This window comes from Ancylobacter gelatini (assembly GCF_022601675.1).
Taxonomy (GTDB): Bacteria; Pseudomonadota; Alphaproteobacteria; order Rhizobiales; family Xanthobacteraceae; genus Ancylobacter; species Ancylobacter gelatini.
Map to the genome: position 1 here is coordinate 45,387 of NZ_JAKVIL010000014.1, position 17,844 is coordinate 63,230.

The 17,844-nt window shown below is 69.1% G+C and carries 16 protein-coding genes; 9 read left to right on the top strand and 7 right to left on the bottom strand.

Annotated elements, in window-relative coordinates; genetic code table 11:
• The first annotated feature begins 4 nt into the window (after positions 1 to 4).
• Positions 5 to 3,949 (top strand): amino acid adenylation domain-containing protein, encoded by a 3,945-nt coding sequence (locus tag MKI84_RS19630; RefSeq protein ID WP_241621954.1) that lies wholly within the window; start codon positions 5 to 7, stop codon positions 3,947 to 3,949.
• On the top strand, positions 3,889 to 4,650 hold the full coding sequence (locus MKI84_RS19635; RefSeq protein ID WP_241621955.1) for a 2,3-dihydro-2,3-dihydroxybenzoate dehydrogenase: 762 nt from the start codon (positions 3,889 to 3,891) through the stop codon (positions 4,648 to 4,650). Before MKI84_RS19630 ends, MKI84_RS19635 begins: the two co-directional genes overlap by 61 nt.
• 6 nt (positions 4,651 to 4,656) lie before the next feature.
• Here MKI84_RS19635 and MKI84_RS19640 read toward each other — a convergent pair whose 3' ends face one another.
• Positions 4,657 to 5,442, bottom strand: coding sequence for an ABC transporter ATP-binding protein (locus MKI84_RS19640; RefSeq protein ID WP_241621956.1), 786 nt, complete (start codon positions 5,440 to 5,442; stop codon positions 4,657 to 4,659).
• Positions 5,442 to 6,497 (bottom strand): FecCD family ABC transporter permease, encoded by a 1,056-nt coding sequence (locus tag MKI84_RS19645; RefSeq protein WP_241621957.1) that lies wholly within the window; start codon positions 6,495 to 6,497, stop codon positions 5,442 to 5,444. The genes MKI84_RS19640 and MKI84_RS19645 overlap by 1 nt, the downstream gene beginning before the upstream one ends.
• Before the next feature lie 232 nt (positions 6,498 to 6,729).
• Between MKI84_RS19645 and MKI84_RS19650 the strand changes: the two genes are divergently transcribed.
• On the top strand, positions 6,730 to 7,566 hold the full coding sequence (locus MKI84_RS19650; RefSeq protein WP_241621958.1) for an alpha/beta hydrolase: 837 nt from the start codon (positions 6,730 to 6,732) through the stop codon (positions 7,564 to 7,566).
• A 127-nt stretch (positions 7,567 to 7,693) separates the two neighbouring features.
• The gene (locus tag MKI84_RS19655; protein WP_241621959.1) at positions 7,694 to 8,227 is read left to right on the top strand and encodes a disulfide bond formation protein B; all 534 of its coding nucleotides are present in this window, start codon (positions 7,694 to 7,696) and stop codon (positions 8,225 to 8,227) included.
• A 7-nt stretch (positions 8,228 to 8,234) separates the two neighbouring features.
• Here the strand turns inward: MKI84_RS19655 and MKI84_RS19660 are convergent, their stop codons facing one another.
• From MKI84_RS19660 to MKI84_RS19680, 5 genes are all read right to left on the bottom strand, one after another.
• Positions 8,235 to 8,780, bottom strand: coding sequence for an HNH endonuclease (locus MKI84_RS19660; RefSeq protein ID WP_425353869.1), 546 nt, complete (start codon positions 8,778 to 8,780; stop codon positions 8,235 to 8,237).
• A gap of 166 nt (positions 8,781 to 8,946) precedes the next feature.
• Positions 8,947 to 9,609 (bottom strand): alpha/beta hydrolase, encoded by a 663-nt coding sequence (locus tag MKI84_RS19665; protein WP_241621960.1) that lies wholly within the window; start codon positions 9,607 to 9,609, stop codon positions 8,947 to 8,949.
• Positions 9,609 to 11,552: a M23 family metallopeptidase gene (locus MKI84_RS19670; RefSeq protein ID WP_241621961.1), complete on the bottom strand. Its 1,944-nt coding sequence runs from the start codon at positions 11,550 to 11,552 to the stop codon at positions 9,609 to 9,611. The genes MKI84_RS19665 and MKI84_RS19670 overlap by 1 nt, the downstream gene beginning before the upstream one ends.
• A gap of 326 nt (positions 11,553 to 11,878) precedes the next feature.
• The gene (locus tag MKI84_RS19675; protein WP_241621962.1) at positions 11,879 to 12,952 is read right to left on the bottom strand and encodes a CE1 family esterase; all 1,074 of its coding nucleotides are present in this window, start codon (positions 12,950 to 12,952) and stop codon (positions 11,879 to 11,881) included.
• The gene (locus MKI84_RS19680) at positions 12,942 to 13,358 is read right to left on the bottom strand and encodes a hypothetical protein (RefSeq protein WP_241621963.1); all 417 of its coding nucleotides are present in this window, start codon (positions 13,356 to 13,358) and stop codon (positions 12,942 to 12,944) included. Before MKI84_RS19680 ends, MKI84_RS19675 begins: the two co-directional genes overlap by 11 nt.
• On the opposite strand from MKI84_RS19680, the gene sdhC reads away from it, so the two are divergent.
• The 5 genes from sdhC (at position 13,348) to gluQRS (ending at position 17,824) form a co-directional block, all read left to right on the top strand.
• The gene (gene sdhC / locus MKI84_RS19685; RefSeq protein ID WP_425353866.1) at positions 13,348 to 13,749 is read left to right on the top strand and encodes a succinate dehydrogenase, cytochrome b556 subunit; all 402 of its coding nucleotides are present in this window, start codon (positions 13,348 to 13,350) and stop codon (positions 13,747 to 13,749) included. The two genes, MKI84_RS19680 and sdhC, sit on opposite strands and share 11 nt — an antisense overlap.
• 3 nt (positions 13,750 to 13,752) lie before the next feature.
• A complete protein-coding gene (sdhD, locus tag MKI84_RS19690) occupies positions 13,753 to 14,151 on the top strand; it encodes a succinate dehydrogenase, hydrophobic membrane anchor protein (RefSeq protein WP_241621965.1) in 399 nt (132 codons plus the stop codon).
• A 3-nt stretch (positions 14,152 to 14,154) separates the two neighbouring features.
• Positions 14,155 to 15,999 carry a succinate dehydrogenase flavoprotein subunit gene (gene sdhA / locus MKI84_RS19695; protein ID WP_241621966.1) on the top strand — a complete coding sequence of 615 codons (1,845 nt, stop codon included), beginning with the start codon at positions 14,155 to 14,157 and terminating at the stop codon, positions 15,997 to 15,999.
• Positions 16,000 to 16,059: 60 nt separating this feature from the next.
• Positions 16,060 to 16,842: a succinate dehydrogenase iron-sulfur subunit gene (locus MKI84_RS19700; RefSeq protein WP_241621967.1), complete on the top strand. Its 783-nt coding sequence runs from the start codon at positions 16,060 to 16,062 to the stop codon at positions 16,840 to 16,842.
• A gap of 133 nt (positions 16,843 to 16,975) precedes the next feature.
• Positions 16,976 to 17,824 carry a tRNA glutamyl-Q(34) synthetase GluQRS gene (gluQRS, locus tag MKI84_RS19705; RefSeq protein ID WP_241621968.1) on the top strand — a complete coding sequence of 283 codons (849 nt, stop codon included), beginning with the start codon at positions 16,976 to 16,978 and terminating at the stop codon, positions 17,822 to 17,824.
• The last annotated feature ends 20 nt before the right edge of the window (positions 17,825 to 17,844 follow it).

A 17,844-nucleotide genomic window follows, 5' to 3' on the forward strand; every position in this document is an offset into this window, starting at 1 on the left:
GCTCGTGTCCGGTCCCGTGCATCCACTCACCGAGGCGCAGTCAGGCCTGTGGTATGCGCAGCGGCTCGCCCCCGGCAATCCGCTGTTCAACACCGGACAGTACATCGAACTGACCGGCCCTCTGGATCTTCCCGCCTTCGAGGCGGCGCTGGCGCAGGGTGTGGCGGAGGCGGCGTCACTGTCGCTGCGCATGGAGGAAACGCCTGCCGGTCCGGTTCAGCGCGTGCTGCACGAGGCGCGTCCGCATCTCCACATCATCGACGTGTCGGCGGCGCCCGACCCGCTGGCGGCGGCGCAAGCCGACATCGCCCGCGACATGGCAATCCCGGTCGACCCGACCCGCGATCCGCTCGCCGGCGAGCGCCTGTTCATTCTCGGCCCGCGACGTTTCGTCTGGCAGCAGCGCATCCACCACCTCGCCATAGACGGCTACGGCATGATCCTGCTCACCCAGCGCGTCGCCGAGCTTTACAATGCGCGGCTGCGCGGCACACCGCAGGGCAATCCGCTGCCGGGGCTCGGCGTGGTGCTGGCGGAAGATGCAGCCTATCGCGGCTCGCCGAAGCGGGAGCAGGACGCCGCTTTCTGGGGCGCGCTTTTCGCCGACAGGCCGGACGTGGCCTCGCTGGCACCCGGCGCGCCGGTCAGCGCCGCGCAGTTCCACCGCCGCGCGGTGGAAATCGACGCCGCCACCTTCGCCCGCCTGCGCGCGCTCGCCGAGCGCATCGCGATCCCGTGGCCGGATGTTCTCACCGCGCTCGCCGGCGCCTATGTCCGCCGGCATACCGGCACGCCGGAAGTCATTCTCGGCGTGCCGTTCATGGCGCGGCTCGGTAGTGCGGCGGCGCGGGTACCGGCCATGCTGATGAACGTGCTGCCGCTGCGGCTCGCCCCTGACGAAGACGCCCCGCTCGATGAGATGCTGGCCCAGGCGGCGAAAGCGTTCACCCGGGCGCGGCGTCATGGACGCTATCGAAGCGAGCAGCTTCGCCGTGACCTCAAGCTGATCGGCGGCCAGCGCCGGCTGCACGGGCCGCTGGTCAACATCCTGCCCTTCGACGAAACGCCGCGCTTTTCTGGCCTTGAGACGCGGCTGGAGGTGCTGTCCACCGGGCCGGTGGAGGACATCACCTTCACCTTCCGCCTGCACGGTACGGAGGGGCTGCGGCTGGAGGTCGACGCCAATCCGGACCTGTACACGATCGGAGAGGTGGAGGCGCATACCGCGCGACTTTCCACCTTCGTCGCCACCTGCCTCACGGCGCGGCGCCTCGCCGACGTGCCGACCGCGACCATGGCGGAGGCACGGCGCTATCTGTTCGAGGTGAACGACACCACACGTCCTGTGCCCGATGTCACGCTCAGCGCGCTGATCGAGGCCGGGCTCGCCCGCACGCCGGATGCAACGGCTGTGCGCTTTAACGGCGGGACCATCGATTGCGCGACGCTGGAGGCGCGCAGCCGGGCGCTGGCCGGGCAGATGGTGCGGGCTGGCGTCGGGCGCGGCTCGATCGTCGCCATCGCTTTGCCGCGTTCACTGGAGCTGATCGTCGCGCTGCTTGCGGTGCTGCGCGCCGGCGCGGCCTATCTGCCGCTCGATCTGAGCCATCCCGACGAGCGGCTCGCGCGCATTCTTTCCTCCGCCGAGCCGGTTCTGGCGCTGGCTTTACCGCAGGAGCGGCCGCGCTTCGGCCGCGTGCCGGTGCTGGCGCCGGACGACTGGGAGAGCCGGCCCGGCGAGGCGACGCTGCCCATCGCCCAGCCGGACGATGCGGCCTATGTGATCTACACCTCCGGCTCCACGGGGGAGCCCAAGGGCGTGGTTGTGGAGCACCGAGCCATCGTCAACCGGCTGGAATGGATGCGCGTCCATTACGGATTCGACGCCAGCGACCGTATCCTGCAGAAGACGCCGATGACCTTCGACGTCTCGGTGTGGGAGTTCTTCCTGCCCTTCATCAGCGGCGCCAGCCTCGTCGTCGCCCCGCCGGAGGCCCATCGCGACCCGCGCGCCATCGCGACGCTGATCCGCGAGGAGGGCGTCACCACCGCGCATTTCGTGCCCTCGATGCTCGCCGCCTTCCTCGCCGAGCCGGCGGCGAAGGGGGTAAGGCTCGCCCGCGTGTTCTGCTCGGGCGAGGAATTGCCGGCGGAGCTGCGCGATCGGTTCCACCGAACGGTCGTCGCCGAGCTGCACAATCTCTACGGGCCGACCGAGGCGGCGGTTGATGTGAGTTATTGGCCGGCGTCGGCGGAGGACGCCTCCCATCCGGTGCCGATCGGCTTTCCGGTGTGGAACACGCGGCTCTATGTGCTGGACGACGCCAACCGCCCGCAGCCGCCGGGCGTCGCCGGCCATCTTTATCTCGCCGGTGTGCAACTCGCGCGCGGCTATCTCGGACGGCCGGACCTTACCGCCGAACGATTCGTCCCCGATCCTTTCGTGCCGGGCGAACGCATGTACAAGACCGGCGACCTCGCGAGCTGGCGGTCGGAGGGGGCGGTGGTCTATCTCGGCCGCTCCGACCACCAGATCAAGATCCGGGGCCTCAGGGTCGAGCTGGGCGAGATCGAGGCGGCGGTCATGAGTGCGGGCCTGGTGCGGCAGGCGGCGATCATCGCCCGCGAGGACCAGCCGGGAGCGCAGCGCATCGTCGCTTATGTCGTGGCCGACGGCGCGCCCGATATCGAAAGGCTGCGCGCCCATGTCGCCGCGCGCGTGCCCGACTATATGGTGCCCTCCGCCTTTGTCGCGCTCGAGGCACTGCCGGTGACGTCCAACGGCAAGCTCGACCGTTCAGCGCTTCCGGCGCCGGACTTTGCGGGAACCGGCGGGCGACATCCGGCGACGGCGACCGAACGGCGTCTCGCGGAACTGTTCGCTGAACAGCTTGGCGTGTCTGACGAGATGTCGGCGGAGGATGACTTCTTTTCGCTGGGCGGGGATTCGCTTCAGGCCGTGGCGCTGCTGCTCCGCGTGCGCGAGTTGTTCGGTCATGACCCCGGCCTCGGCGCGCTGTTCTCCCATCCGAGCATCGCCGCGCTGGCCGCGCTCATCGATGCCGGCGAAGGCGTGGTCGAGGCCGGGCTCGATCCGCTGATCACGCTGATCGAGGGTGCTCCGGACCTGCCGCCGCTCTTCGCCATCCACCCGGCCGGCGGCATTTCCTGGTGCTATGGCCGGCTGGCACGGGCGCTCCAGCCGCGGCGCACCGTCCACGGCCTTCAGGCCCCGGCGCTCGCGCCCGATGTGCCGCTGGCTTCGAGCCTCGACGCGCTTGCCGCCGACTATGCCGCGCGTATCCGGCAGGTGTTTCCGCAAGGTCCCTATCACCTCGTCGGCTGGTCGGTCGGCGGCATTCTGGCTCAGGCGGTGGCGGTGAAGCTGGCCGAGGGAGGCGCAAGGCTCGGCGTAGTGGCGATGCTCGACGCCTATCCCACCGATTGCTGGCGCGACGAGCCGGAGCCGCAGGAGGGCGACGCGCTGAAAGCGCTGCTCGCCATTGCCGGCCATGATCCGGACCGGTTGCCGGCTCTCGCCCTGAACCGGCAATCGGTCATCGCCTTCCTGCGCGCCACGGATAGCCCGCTCGGCACGCTGCCGGACGCGGCTCTGGACGGCGTGGTGCGCGTGGTTGCCGGCAACAGCGCGCTGGTGCGCGGGCATTTCCACACGCGCTACGCGGGAACGATCACCTATTTCCGCGCGGCGCTGGACCATGAAGGCACCGGCCTGACGCCGCAGCTCTGGGCGCCCTATGTCGGGGCGCTCGACATCACCGACGTGCCGAGCCTCCACGCCTTCCTCACCGGCCCGGAAGCGACCGCCGTTATCGCGCCGGTTCTCGCGCGGGCGATGGAGCGGACGGACAACAAGGACGAAACACCATGCGCGACAATGGCATCACCGGCCGCCTCGCTGTCGTCACCGGCGCCGGCGGAGGCATAGGCCGCGCGGTCGTCCGGCTGCTGGCGGAGGAAGGCGCGCGGGTGGTCGCGACCGACCGTCCGGAGGCGCTGGACGGCATCGAGGGAGCGGCGCGGGTCGAACCCCTCGATGTCCGCGACAGCGGCGCGGTCGACGCGCTGGTGGCGCGGATCGAGGCCGAGGAAGGTCCCATCGACCTCGCCGCCTATGTCGCGGGGGTGTTGTCCTATGTCGCGGTCACCGCGCTTTCCGACGAAGAATGGGACCGGGTGTTCGACATCAACGCCAAGGGCGTGTTCCGCGTCTCCCGCGCGCTGGCGCGGGTGATGCAGCCGCGCGGGCGGGGGGCCATGGTCACGGTGTCATCCAACGCCGCCGGCATTCCGCGCCACGCCATGGCCGCCTATGCCGCCTCCAAGGCGGCGGCGACCATGTTCACGCGGTGCCTCGGGCTGGAACTGGCGCCCCACGGCATCCGCTGCAACATTGTGGCGCCCGGCTCGACGCTGACCGCGATGCAGACCGGCATGTGGGCGGATGAGAACGGCGCGGCGCGGGTGATCGCCGGCTCGCTGCCGGACTTCAAATCCGGCATTCCGCTTGGCAAGCTGGCGAGCCCGGAGGATGTGGCGGAGGCGGCGGTGTTCCTGCTCTCCGCCCGCGCCGGCCACATCACCATGACCGACCTCTATGTCGACGGAGGCGCGACACTGCGGGCGTGACGGCGATCAACTCTCAAGTGGCCGGTCGACCATGATCTGCAGCATGCCGCGCGAGCAGCGCTCCACGCGCGCCTCCACCTTGTAGACCTGCGCCAGCATCGGCGGCGTCACGGCCACTTCCGGCGCGCCGTCGGCGGCTATGCGGCCATTCTGAAGCACCACGATGCGCCGGGCGAAGCGCGCGGCCTGGGCGATGTCGTGCAGCACGATGATGACGATGATGCCGCGCTCGCGCGCCAGTTCCTCGACGAACTGCATCACCCGGATCTGGTGGTGAATGTCGAGTGCGCTGGTCGGCTCGTCCAGCAGCAGCACGGCCGGCTCGCGCACGATGGACTGGGCGAGGCTGGCGAGCTGGCGCTGGCCGCCGGAAAGTTCATCCAGCCCGCGCATGGCGAGATCGGCGATGCCAAGCCGTTCCAACGTCGCGAGCGCCTTCGCCCGCGCCTCGGCGGCCGGCAGGATGTCCTCGCGCGCGGACATCAGCGCCGAGAGCGTCGCCTCGAAAACGGTGAGCGCCACGCGCTGCGGCAGGGCCTGCGGCATGTAGGTGACATGGCGGGCATGGCCGGCAATAGAGAGCGCGGTCAGCTCGATATCATCGAGCCGAACCGAGCCGCGCGCCGGGTTGAGGCCGGCGAGCGCGCGCAGCAGCGTGGTCTTGCCGGCGGCATTGGGGCCGACCAGCGCCGTCACCTCGCCGCCCGCGATCGCGGGCAGGTCCAGGCTCTCGATGACCGTCCGGCGGCCATAGCCGACATGGAGCTTTTCAACATGCAGCGTGCGCGCCATCACAGCCGCTCGCGCCGGGAGAAGATCAGGGCGATGAAGAACGGCACGCCGATCAGCGCTGTGACGATGCCGACCGGCAGCAGGGTGCCGGGCACGAGGATCTTGGAGGCGACCGACGCCAGCGACATGATCGCCGCCCCGCAGAGCAGGCTCGCCGGCAGGAAGAAGCGGTGGTCCTCGCCCACCAGCAGGCGCGCAATATGCGGCGCCACCAGCCCGATGAACCCGATGGTGCCGACGAAGGCCACCGAGGTCGCTGCCAGGAGGCTGACCCGCAGCAGCGACAGGAAGCGCAGCCGGGCGACCGCGATGCCGAAACTGCGTGCCCGATCCTCGCCGAGCCGCAGCGCCGTCATCTTCCACGATGCCGCCAGCGAGAATGGCGCGGTGAGGGCCAGCACGAAGGCGAGGCCGGCGAGCTTCTCCCAGGTCGCCCGCGCGAGGCTCCCCATGCTCCAGAACACGAGCTGCTGGAGGGCCTCCTGGCTGGCGACGAACTGCACCAGCGCGACCAGCGCGTTGAAGGTGAACACCATGGCGATGCCGAACAGCACCAGTGTTTCCACGCCCGTGCCGCGCAGACTGGCCAGCGCCTGCAGCATCAGCACCGAGCCGAAGGCGAAGACGAAGGCCAGCGCCGGCAGGTTCCAGCCCGCCGGCAGGCCGGGGATGGCCAGTCCCAGAACCAGCGCCAATGCGGCGCCGAAGGAGGCGGCCGAAGAGACGCCGAGCGTGAACGGGCTGGCCAGCGGGTTGTTGAGGATGGTCTGCATCTCCGCCCCGGCCAGCGCCAGTGCGGCCCCGACAAGCACCGCCATCAGCGCGTAGGGCAGGCGCACCTCCCAGATGATCACCCGCGCCGGGGCGCTGAGGGTGGAGGGGTGCAGCAGGCCGGCGATCACCTCGCCCACCGGCAGGTTCGAGGGGCCGGTGGCGATGTCGAACAGCAGCGCGACCACCATCACCACGCCGAGCCCCGCGACAATGGCGACGCGCCGGCGGATCAGCCGGGCATAGGCGGCGAGCGGCGCGGGGGTGGCGGCGGCGTCGGTCATGGCGGTCCTGCGCTCCGCCGGTCGTGGGCGGATGCGAATGGCGGAGCGGCGGGCGCGTGCCGCCGCCCGAGCGTTCAAGCATGCGGGGCGAGCATGGGTCAAGCCAATGACGAATAAGGAAAATCTTTAGAATCGTTCGATTCTGGAGCCGCGCTGCTTGCGCGCCGGTGCTCATGGGCTAGTTCTTGGCCGGCGCCCGGCACCGGGTCGGCGCGCGAGGCCGAGCCCAGCGATGCACCAGCCCGTCACCCTTCCCCATGCCCACAGCTTCGACCTCGCGGCTGGCGAGGGGCCGGCCTGGCGCATCTTCATCGCCGTGCCGCGCGAGACCCCGCCGCCGGGCGGCTTTCCGGTGCTCTATCTGCTCGACGCCAATGCCGGCTTCGCCACCCTCGTCGAGGCGCTGCGGCGTGGGGCGGAGCGTCCGCAGGGCACCGGCGTTACGCCGGCGGTGATCGTCGGCATCGGCTATCCCGCCGAGGGGGTCTATGACCGCGCCCGCCGCACCTTCGATTATACGGCGGGGCCGAGCGCCGAGGCGTCGCCGCCCGGGGGCGACGCGCGCGCGACTGGCGGGCGCGACGCCTTCCTCGCCTTTATCGAAGAGGTGTTGAAGCCGCGCATCGCTCGCGAATGCCCGGTCGATCCCGGCCGTCAGGCGCTCATCGGCCACTCGCTGGCCGGCTGGTTCGTGCTGGATGTGCTGTGCCGGAACACGGCGTGCTTCCAGTCCTATGTCGCGATCAGCCCCTCGATCTGGTGGGACGAGCCCCGTCTTCTCGACGGGCTGGCGCATCTGGCGCGCGGGCCGCGCCGGCTCGCCGTCATGGTCGGTGAATGGGAGCAGCAGCTGGCGCCGTGGCAGCGGGGGCTGCCGCAATCCGCCGAGATGCTGGAGCGCCGGGCGCGCCGCGCCATGGCCGACCGCGCGCGGGCGCTCTCCCAGGCGGCGGCGGAGGCGCTCGGGCCGCAGGCGCGGGTGGCGTTCACCCTGATGGCGGACGAGGACCACGCCTCGATCGTGCCGGCGGCAATGACGCGGGCGCTGCGCTTCGTCCTGCGGCCGTGAGGCGCGTTGCAGGACGGCGGCAGACGCGGCATGAGTGAGCGTCGCGTCTTGTCGTGGAGACGTGATTTGCCTTCCGGCCGGCGCGCAGTAGGTGTTGGCCTTCCCGAGCCGACAGGACTGCCGACCGATGACCGACACCGTTTCCCCCATGGCTTCCGCGACCCGTGCCGATGTGCGCAATCGTCAGGTCGCTGCGGCCTTGATCGTCGCCGCCGGTGCCGCCGGGGCGCTGGCGGGGGCGTGGTACTTCCAGCTCGTGGTTGGCCTCGCGCCGTGCCCGCTCTGCCTGGAGCAGCGCATTCCCTATTACATCGGCGTGCCGGTGGCGCTCGGCGCGATCGGGTTCGCGATGATCGGCCGGCAGGGACCGGCGCGGATGATGCTGGGGCTTGCTGCGATGCTGATGGCGCTTTCCGGCGCGCTCGCCGTCTATCACGCCGGCATTGAATGGCAGTTATGGACCGGCCCGGTGGCGTGCTCGGGCTCCGGCCCGGTGACCGGGGGCGGCAATCTTCTGGATGCGTTGCAGACCGCCCATGTGGCGCGCTGCGACGAGGCGGCGTGGCGGCTCGCCGGCCTGTCGCTGGCCGGCTACAATGCGCTGATCGCGGCGTTCCTGACCGGCATCGCCATGTGGGGCGCGGCGGCGAAAAGCCGGTGAGCGCGGCTCACGGGTCGAGCTCGGTGTCCCAGTACAGATAGTCGACCCAGCTATCGTGCAGATAGTTGGGCGGGAAATGCCGCCCGTTCTGGTGCAGGTCGAACACGGTGGGGTGGTAGGGCCGCTGGCGCGGGATCATCCGCGCTTCCGCGGGCATCATCCCGCCCTTCCTGAGGTTGCAGGGCGAACAGGCGGCGACCACGTTCTCCCAGGTGGTCTGGCCGCCGCGCGAGCGCGGAATCACGTGATCGAAGGTCAATTCCTCGCGCGATTCGCAATACTGGCAGGTGAAGCGGTCGCGCAGGAACACGTTGAAGCGGGTGAAGGCGGGCTGGCGTGCCGGGCGGATGAAGGTCTTGAGCGAGACCACGCTCGGCAGCCGCATCTGGAAATTGGCGCTGGAGACCTGGCGCTCGTAATATTCGACGATGTTCACGCGATCGAGAAACACCGCCTTGATCGCGTCCTGCCAGGACCAGACCGAGAGCGGGTAATAGCTCAGAGGCCGGAAATCGGCATTGAGCACGAGGGCAGGCCAGGCACCTTGCGAGATGCCGTGCGAAACGCTTTGGGACACAGTCGCCGTCAAGCACTTGCTCCCCATTTCTGGAGCGCCAGCCCGGCACATGGCGCCGCGCGACGCACGGCCATACTCTATATGTAGCGTGTCAGTCTTGTGAAGCGCCTGTATGAGCGGCGCGTGGTTCTGCGTGGCGCGGTCAGCCGCGCAGCACCTCGGACAGGAAGCGGCCAGCCAGCGTCACACCGGTCTGGTCGATGCCGTGGCCGAGGCCGTTCGACAGGTGCGCACGCACGTCGATGCCGCGCGCATCCAGCGTTTCCACGGCACGGGGCAGGGCGACCGGCGGGATCACCTCGTCGAGATCGCCATGGATCAGCAGTACCGGCGGGCGGCTGGTGATCTGCGCGTCCGCCGCCTCCAGCGCCGCGCCCTCGGGAACGACATGAATACCGGAAAAGCCGACAATACCGGCCGGCGGGCGTTTGCGGCGCAGGCCGGTGTGCAGCGCCATCATCGTGCCCTGGCTGAAACCGACCAGAGCGAGCCGCGAATCATCGAGCCCCAGCCGCGCCAGCTCCGCATCGAGGAAGCCGTCGAGGGCGGCATGGGCGGACTGGACGCCGATCCATCGCTCGCGGTCGTTGCGCTCGACATAGGCGAACCATTGCCGCCCGACCGGCGCTATTCCCAGCGGCTCGGGGGCGTGCGGGGAGACGAAGGCGGTGTCCGGCAGGCCGGTGGCCCAATAGTCGCCGAGGTCGATGAGGTCGCGCCCGTCGGCGCCATAGCCGTGCAGCAGCACCACCAGCGAGGTTGCCGGGCGGCCGGAGCGGGGGGCGAGGCGAGGTCCGTCCAGCATCAGTTGCTCGCGGTGCGCGCCGTGCCGGCGACCTTAGGCGCCGAGCCGCGGTTCAGCAGCGTGTCGATGCGCTCGCGCTCGTCCTCGAAGGCCGCGTAGATCTTACCGTCCAGCGCGCGCCCGCGCGGCAGGCGGATGCGCATCGGATCGACGAAGCGTCCGTTCACCAGCACCTCGTAATGCAGGTGCGCGCCGGTGGAGAGGCCGGTCGAGCCGATATAGCCGATGAGCTGGCCCTGCCGCACCCGGACGCCCTCGCGGATACCCTTGGCGAAGCCGGACTGGTGCGAATAGGTGGTGACATAGCCGTTGGCGTGCTGGATCTCGATGCGGCGGCCATAGCCCGAGGTCCAGGCCGCCTTCTTGATCGTGCCATTGCCGGCGGCATAGATCGGGGTGCCGGTGCGGTCCGACCAGTCGACGCCGGAATGCAGGCGGCTATAGCCGAGGATCGGATGGCGGCGCATGCCGAAGCCGGAACGCAGCGTGCCGCCGGAGAGCGGCTTGCGGACCAGGAACTTCTTCGCGCTCTTGCCGCTGTCGTCATAGAAATCGACCAGCCCGTCATCCGGCGTCTGGTAGCGGTAATAACGCCGCTCCTCGCCGCCGACGGTCAGCCCGGCATAGATCACGCCGCCGGCGCCGCCGCTCTCGTCGGGTTCGAACAGCACCTCGAAGGAATCCCCGGTGCGCACGCGGCGCTGGAAGTCGACGTCGAAGGAATAGACGCGGATCAGGTTCTCGACCACCGGACGCGGCACGTCGTTGCGCAGCGCGGTCTCCCACAGGCTCTCATAGAGCGTGATGCCGCTGCGGCCGCTGCCGTCCTCGTCGCTGTCATCCGGCGCGACGTCGGCGACCTGCATATCCGCCGGCTCCTGTACCGGCAGGAAGCGGCCGGTGTCGGAGAGCGCGACCGTGCCCTGATGCCCGCTGTCGCCGAATACCGCGACGCGCAGCGGGACCACGGTGCCGGCAGCCCCGGCATCCAGCAGCACATTGAGGCGCAGCCCCGCGGTGAGCGGGCCCTTGAGATCGCGCATGCTGAAGGCGTCGGAGGCCGCGCGGGCGGAGATTTCGGCGACGCCGAGATCCATCAGGATCGAGGTGATGGTGTCGCCCTTCTTGGCGACCACCGCGCGCTCCGACCAGTCATTGCCGCCGGATGCGTCCTGACCGGTCTTGTCGATCGTGTTCATATTGTCGGGTTGCGGCACGCCGTTCAGCGGGTCGGCCGCGCCGAACGCGGCATAGCCGAGCGCGCCGCCGAGGCTGGCCAGGGCAGGGGCGCCGGAATCGACCGTGGGCATGCCGAATTCGGCGGTCTCGCGCACCTTCATCAGCACGTCTTCCATCGGCAGCTCGCCGGCGAATTTGGTGCTGGGGGGCAGGCTGGCGAGGTCGCGCACCACGAGGGTGAGTTCGCCCGTCGGCTCGGCCTGCACGACCTCGTTATCCTTGGCGTTGACGGTCTCGGCGATGAGCTTGGCCGGATTGAAGCGGGGCACGTCGACCGACGCGCTGGTGACGGTCTGGGCGAGGTTGGACGCGACCTTGGTGACGGCGCGCACCTTGATGACCTCGCGGCCGCCTTCCTTGGATGCGGTCGACAGGCGCAGCGTCTGCTTGGCGCCGAAGCTCTCGGACAGCAGCGACATGCGGTCGCCCTTGCGGGCGACATTGGAGGGGCGCTCGCCCGCGGCCAACGCGCCGCGCAGGGCCGAGCGCACCGTCTCGGGGCTCTGGGCAAAACGATATTCGCCGTCGAGCGCGGCGTAGACCGCACCGCCCATCAGCGCGGCACCGCAAATGCCGGTGAGCATGGTGGCCATCAGCCAGCGGATCGAGATGCGGCGGCGGTTGATCGGCTCCTCGGCATCGCCGTCGACGCCGAGCGGGGGCTCGTCGCCGAGGTCGAACGCCGCAGCGCGGGTGCGCCGCATGCCGATAGGTCCCCGCCTGCTCTCCAAGTCGATCCCCGTCTTCGCGGCGCCCTGTCCGTCGCCGGTCGTGCCGACCGGCCGGACGCCTTGTTCACCCGATGCCGGGCGGCTCGTGATCCGCCGACCGGCGGAGGCGGCCCGATTTCAGCCGGATACCGTCCGCCGCGAACCGGCCGGACGATGCCGGCTGTGGCCGGTGCCGTCAACCTCGGGATGGCGCGCGCGAATCTCCATCGCGCCCATCCCGGACCGTTCAGGCCGATGTAAAGCGGCGGCTCGCGGCGAAAGCAAGGCAGGGGGACCAAATCGCCAGAAAGCGGCGGGCGTCACGGCTGCGCGCTGGCGGTGCGGCGCAGCGGCGAGGGAAGCGGCAGGGGCACCGGCACCGGCGCCGGTGTCGACGTCTGCGAAGGCCCCAGCGCGGTGCGCCAGGCCTCGGCATAGTCCGGCTCCCTCGCCAGCGGCTGGAGCGCCGCCGGCGCAGCGCTCGACACCGGGGTCGCCGTGACGGTCATCCCCGCCGGTGCGCCCGTGGGAGCGAAGGCGGTGACCGGAGAGGCGGGGAGGGGGGGCGGGCTCGCACCGGCGATCTCGACGCCAGCGGGAGCGCCGCCATATTGCTTGAAGAACGACCAGATCTCTTCCGGCGCATCGAGCCCGGAGCGGCGCGGGCCGAGCAGCACCGAAGCGAGAGCGTCCACGGCATCAACCGACTGGGCGGGGGGCTGGTGCCCGCCGGCGATCTCGTAATAGGCGACGCTCGCGCCGTCCTTGCAGTCGCCCCAGCGCGTGATTCGGGTATGGGGCTTGGTGGCGATCTGCGGGGCGCCACAGCCGTCGATCCGGGCGAACAGCGCCGCGCTTTCATCGGCCGACATCAGCCGGGCGCCGGGGGTCGGGCGACCGAACATCGGAACGATGGGATCATAAGTGCCGTTCATCATCAGGATCGGCACCGGGCGCGCCGGCTTGCAGCTTTCGGCATAGCCCACCGGCACCGTCATCATCATGGTCGCGAAGGCTGCGAAGCGCTCGGCGTGGCGGCAGGCCATGAAGGCGGTGAGGAAGCCGCCATTGGAGAAGCCCATGAGATAGGCGCGCGAGGCATCCACGCGCCCTTCGGCCTCCAGCGTGTCCAGCACGGACAGCACGAACTGGGCATCGTCGCGCTTGTACAGCAGCGGGATGAAGCCGGCGATCGAGGAGCGCCCGTCGTTCCAGAGCAGGTTGAGCCCCTTGGGATAGGCGACGATGAAGCCCTCGCGGTCGGCGATGGCGTCGAGGTCGAGATAGCGCTGCATGGTCGAGGCGGGCTGGAGCGCGCCATGAAGCGCGATCACCAGCGGCCGGGGGCCGGGCGGCAGCTGCTTGGGCACATGCAGGATATATTCACGCTGCATGCCGCCGACCGCGATCGTGCGTTCCTGGGCGGCGAGAGGTGCGGACACGGCGAAGAGGACAGCGAAAGCCGCGAGCAACAATGCGCTCAGCAGGACGCAGGGTTTCGCGTTTTGCATGCTTGATGCAGCCTCGATACGCCGGAACGCGGGCGATGCCTTCATAAACCGCCTCATTTCGCCAATTAAAAGGCAAGATGGTTAACAGCCCGTCATCGCCTGCCACTAAAGGCGAAACATGCCAAGGGGGCTGCTCATCGCGCCGGCCTTGGGATAGGGTGCGGCCGCTGCGGTGCACCTGAACATTTGTGCCGTGCAATCGATAGGCGTCGCCTTTGGAATGATTGCGAACTGCAATCGTTTGGGTTACGCACACCACATATTCTTCAGGACTCAGGATGTCCGACATGGCAGGCGCGGCCCAGCGGCCCCTTTCCCCGCATCTCCAGATTTACCGTCCGATGCTCACGATGATGATGTCCATCGTGCACCGCATCACGGGAGTCGCGCTCTATTTCGGCACGGCGCTGCTGGTCATCTGGCTGGTGGCCGTCGCCAGCACCACGAAATCGTTCGATGCCGTGAACGGCCTCTACGGCAGCTGGTTCGGGCTGATCGTGCTGGTCGGCTATAGCTGGGCGCTGATCCATCATCTGCTCGGCGGGCTGCGCCACTTCGTGTGGGACACCGGCGCCGGCTTCGGCCCGGAGGCGCGCGAACTGCTCGCCAAGCTCACCATCGGTGGCTCCATCGCGCTGACGATCCTCTTGTGGATCGCGATCTTTCTGATGAAGGGCTGAGCCATGAGCGGACCGTCGAACTCCTCGATGCTCACCCCGCGCCGGCGCGTCGCCGGCCTTGGCTCGGCGCGCTCGGGCACCGGGCATTTCTGGCTGCAGCGCGTGACCGCGCTCGCCAATGTCCCGCTGGTCCTGCTTTCGCTCGCCATCATCATCTGCGTTGCCGGCGAGGACCACGGATTCGTGCTCGAAGTGCTCGGCAACCCGGTGGTGGCGATCATCCTGCTGCTGACGCTGCTCTCCGTGGTGTTCCACATGCGCCTCGGCATGCAGATCGTGATCGAGGACTATGTGCACGCAGAGGGCTGCAAGGTCCTCTGTCTCATCGCCAATACCTTCTTCACGGTGGCGGTCGGCTGTGCCGGCGCTTTCGCCATCCTCAAGATCAGCTTCGGAGGCTGAACGATGGCCGGACCCACTGCCACCAACGGCGCGGCGAACGGCTCCTCGGCGAGCCGCTGGGACGCTTATCCGATCATTGATCACACCTATGACGTGGTGGTCGTCGGTGCCGGCGGCGCCGGCCTGCGCGCGGTCGTGGGCTGCTCGGAGGCCGGGCTGCGCACCGCCTGCGTGACCAAGGTGTTCCCGACCCGCTCGCACACCGTCGCGGCACAGGGCGGCATCGCCGCCTCGCTCGGCAACATGGGCACGGATGACTGGCGCTTCCACATGTACGACACCGTGAAGGGGTCGGACTGGCTGGGCGACCAGGACGCCATCGAATATCTCGTGCGCCACGCCCCCGCGGCGGTCTACGAGCTGGAGCACTGGGGCGTGCCGTTCTCGCGCACCGAGGAAGGCCGCATCTACCAGCGCCCGTTCGGCGGCATGACGGTGGACTATGGCAAGAGCCCGGCGCAGCGCACCTGCGCCGCCGCCGACCGCACCGGCCACGCCATCCTGCACACGCTCTACGGCGCCGCGCTGAAGCACTCGGCCGAGTTCTTCATCGAGTATTTCGCGCTCGACCTGATCATGGACGATGAAGGCCGCTGCGTCGGCATGATCGCCCTGAAGATGGACGACGGCACGCTGCACCGCTTCCGCTCGCAGATGGTCATTCTGGCCACCGGCGGCTATGGCCGCGCCTATTTCTCCGCGACCAGCGCCCACACCTGTACCGGCGACGGCAACGCCATGGTGCTGCGCGCGGGCCTGCCACTGCAGGACATGGAGTTCGTGCAGTTCCACCCGACTGGCATTTACGGCTCGGGCTGCCTGATCACCGAGGGCGCGCGCGGCGAGGGCGGCTACCTCACCAATTCCGAGGGCGAGCGTTTCATGGAGCGCTACGCGCCCTCTGCCAAGGACCTCGCCTCGCGCGACGTGGTGTCCCGTTCGATGACGATGGAAATCCGCGAGGGGCGCGGCGTCGGCAAGAACAAGGACCACATCTACCTGCACCTCGACCATCTCGACCCGGCGATCCTGCATGAGCGCCTGCCGGGCATCTCCGAGAGCGCCAAGATCTTCGCCGGCGTCGATCTCACCAAGGAGCCGATCCCGGTGCTGCCGACCGTGCATTACAACATGGGCGGCATCCCGACCAACTTCCACGGCGAGGTGGTGACCAAGAAGGACGGCAACCCGGACCATGTGGTGCCGGGCCTGATGGCGGTGGGCGAATGCGCCTGCGTCTCCATCCACGGCGCCAACCGCCTCGGCTCCAACTCGCTGACCGATCTCGTGGTGTTCGGCCGCGCGGCCGCTCTGCGCTGCGCCGATATCCTGACCCCCGGCGAGAAGCAGCGCGAACTGGCGAAGACCGCGAGCGACGCCGCCATCGCGCGCCTCGACCGCTTCCGCAACGCCAAGGGCTCGACCCCGACCGCGGAACTGCGCCTCTCGATGCAGAAGGTCATGCAGAACAACTGCGCGGTCTACCGCACCGGCGAGGTGCTGGAAGAGGGCCGCAAGCTGATCGCCGACGTGTTCGCCGGTACCGACGACATCGACGTCACCGACCGCTCGCTGGTGTGGAACTCCGATCTCATCGAGACGCTGGAATACGACAACCTGATCTGCCTCGCGACCGTGACCATGGAAAGCGCGGCCGCCCGCACCGAGAGCCGCGGCGCCCATGCCCGCGAGGACTTCCCCGAGCGCGACGACGCGCAATGGATGAAGCACACGCTGGCTTTCGTGGATTTCGAGACGCGCTCCGTCTCCCTCGACGATCGCCCGGTGCACACCTACACGCTGTCGAACGACATCCAGTACATCGAGCCGCGCAAGCGCGTGTACTGAGCCCGCGTTTAACGAACTTCCCGCCCTGTCCGGGGACGGCGACCGAGGACGAAGGCCGACATGGTCCAGCTCACGCTTCCGAAGAACTCGCAGCTCGTGGAAGGCAAGGTGTGGCCGAAGCCCGAAGGGGCGAACCGGCTCACCGAGTACCGCATCTATCGCTGGAACCCGGATGACGGGGTGAACCCGCATGTCGACACCTATTATGTCGACCGCGACGATTGCGGGCCGATGGTGCTGGACGGCCTCATCTACATCAAGAACACCATCGACCCGACGCTGACCTTCCGCCGCTCCTGCCGCGAGGGCATCTGCGGCTCCTGCGCGATGAACATCGACGGCACCAACACGCTGGCCTGCCTCAAGAGCATGGACGACGTGACGGCCAAGTCGGTGAACGTCTATCCGCTGCCGCATATGCCGGTGGTGAAGGACCTGGTGCCCGACCTCACCCAGTTCTATGCCCAGCACGCCTCTGTGGAGCCCTGGCTGCATACCCAGACGCCCTCGCCGGAGAAGGAATGGCCGCAGGCGCGCGCCGACCGCGAGAAATTGGACGGGCTCTATGAGTGCATCCTGTGCGCCTGTTGCTCGACCTCGTGCCCGAGCTACTGGTGGAACGGCGACCGCTATCTCGGCCCGGCGGCGCTGCTGCAGGCCTATCGCTGGCTGATCGATTCCCGCGACGAGGCCACCGGCGACCGGCTGGACGACCTCGAAGACCCGTTCCGGCTCTATCGCTGCCACACCATCATGAACTGCGCCAAGGCCTGCCCAAAGGGGCTGAACCCGGCCAAGGCGATCGCCGAGATCAAGAAGATGATGGTCGCCCGCCAGTTCTGAGGCGGCGCCACCCGCCAATCCGACGTCATGGCCGGGCTTCTGTCCCGGCCATTTTCGTTTCCACGAGGCGACCGGCGCGCGGCGCGCCCCACGGCGGCTTGCCTCCCGCCCCTGCTGCTGTCTCACTGGCGCCATGTCGAGTTTCCGCCCCGCCTTCCGCTTCGCGCCGAGCCCGAACGGCCTGCTTCATCTTGGCCATGCCCGCTCGGCGCTGATCAACGCGCGGATGGCGCAGGCGGCCGGCGGGCGGTTCCTGCTGCGCATCGAGGACATCGACGCCACCCGCTGCCGCCCCGAATTCGAAGCGGCGATCTATCAGGACCTCGGCTGGCTGGGCCTTGAGTGGGAACAGCCGGTGCGCCGGCAGTCCGAGCATATGCAGACCTATCGCGGGGCGCTGGAGCGGCTCGGGGCGATGGGGCTGGTCTATGAGAGCTTCGAGAGCCGCGGCGACATAAGGCAGGCACTGGCGGGCCGTATGGACTGGCCGCGCGATCCCGATGGGGCGCCGCTGTTTCCGTTCCCGCGCGCGGCGATGAGCGATGCCGAGCGCGCCCGCCGCCGGCAGGCCGGGGAGCCGTTCGCGCTCCGGCTCGACATGACCGCCGCGCTGGAGCGGGTGGGCAGGCCGCTGTTCTGGGACGAGGCGGGCGCGCCGGTCGCGGCGCGGCCCGAACTCTGGGGCGACGTGGTGATCGCGCGCAAGGACACGCCGACCAGCTATCATCTCGCCGTTGTGGTCGACGATGCCGTGCAGGACATCAGCCATGTCGTGCGCGGGGCGGACCTTTATGAGGCGACCGCCATCCATCGCCTGCTTCAGGAACTGCTCGGCCTGTCGGCGCCGGCCTACAGCCACCACACGCTGCTGCTGGAGCCGGACGGGCGGAAGCTTTCCAAGTCACGGGGCTCGGAGAGCCTGCAAGCGCTGCGCGCCAATGGCATGACGCCGGAGGAGGCGCGGCGAAAAGCGCTGAGGTAACACCCGTGTCACCGCGACGC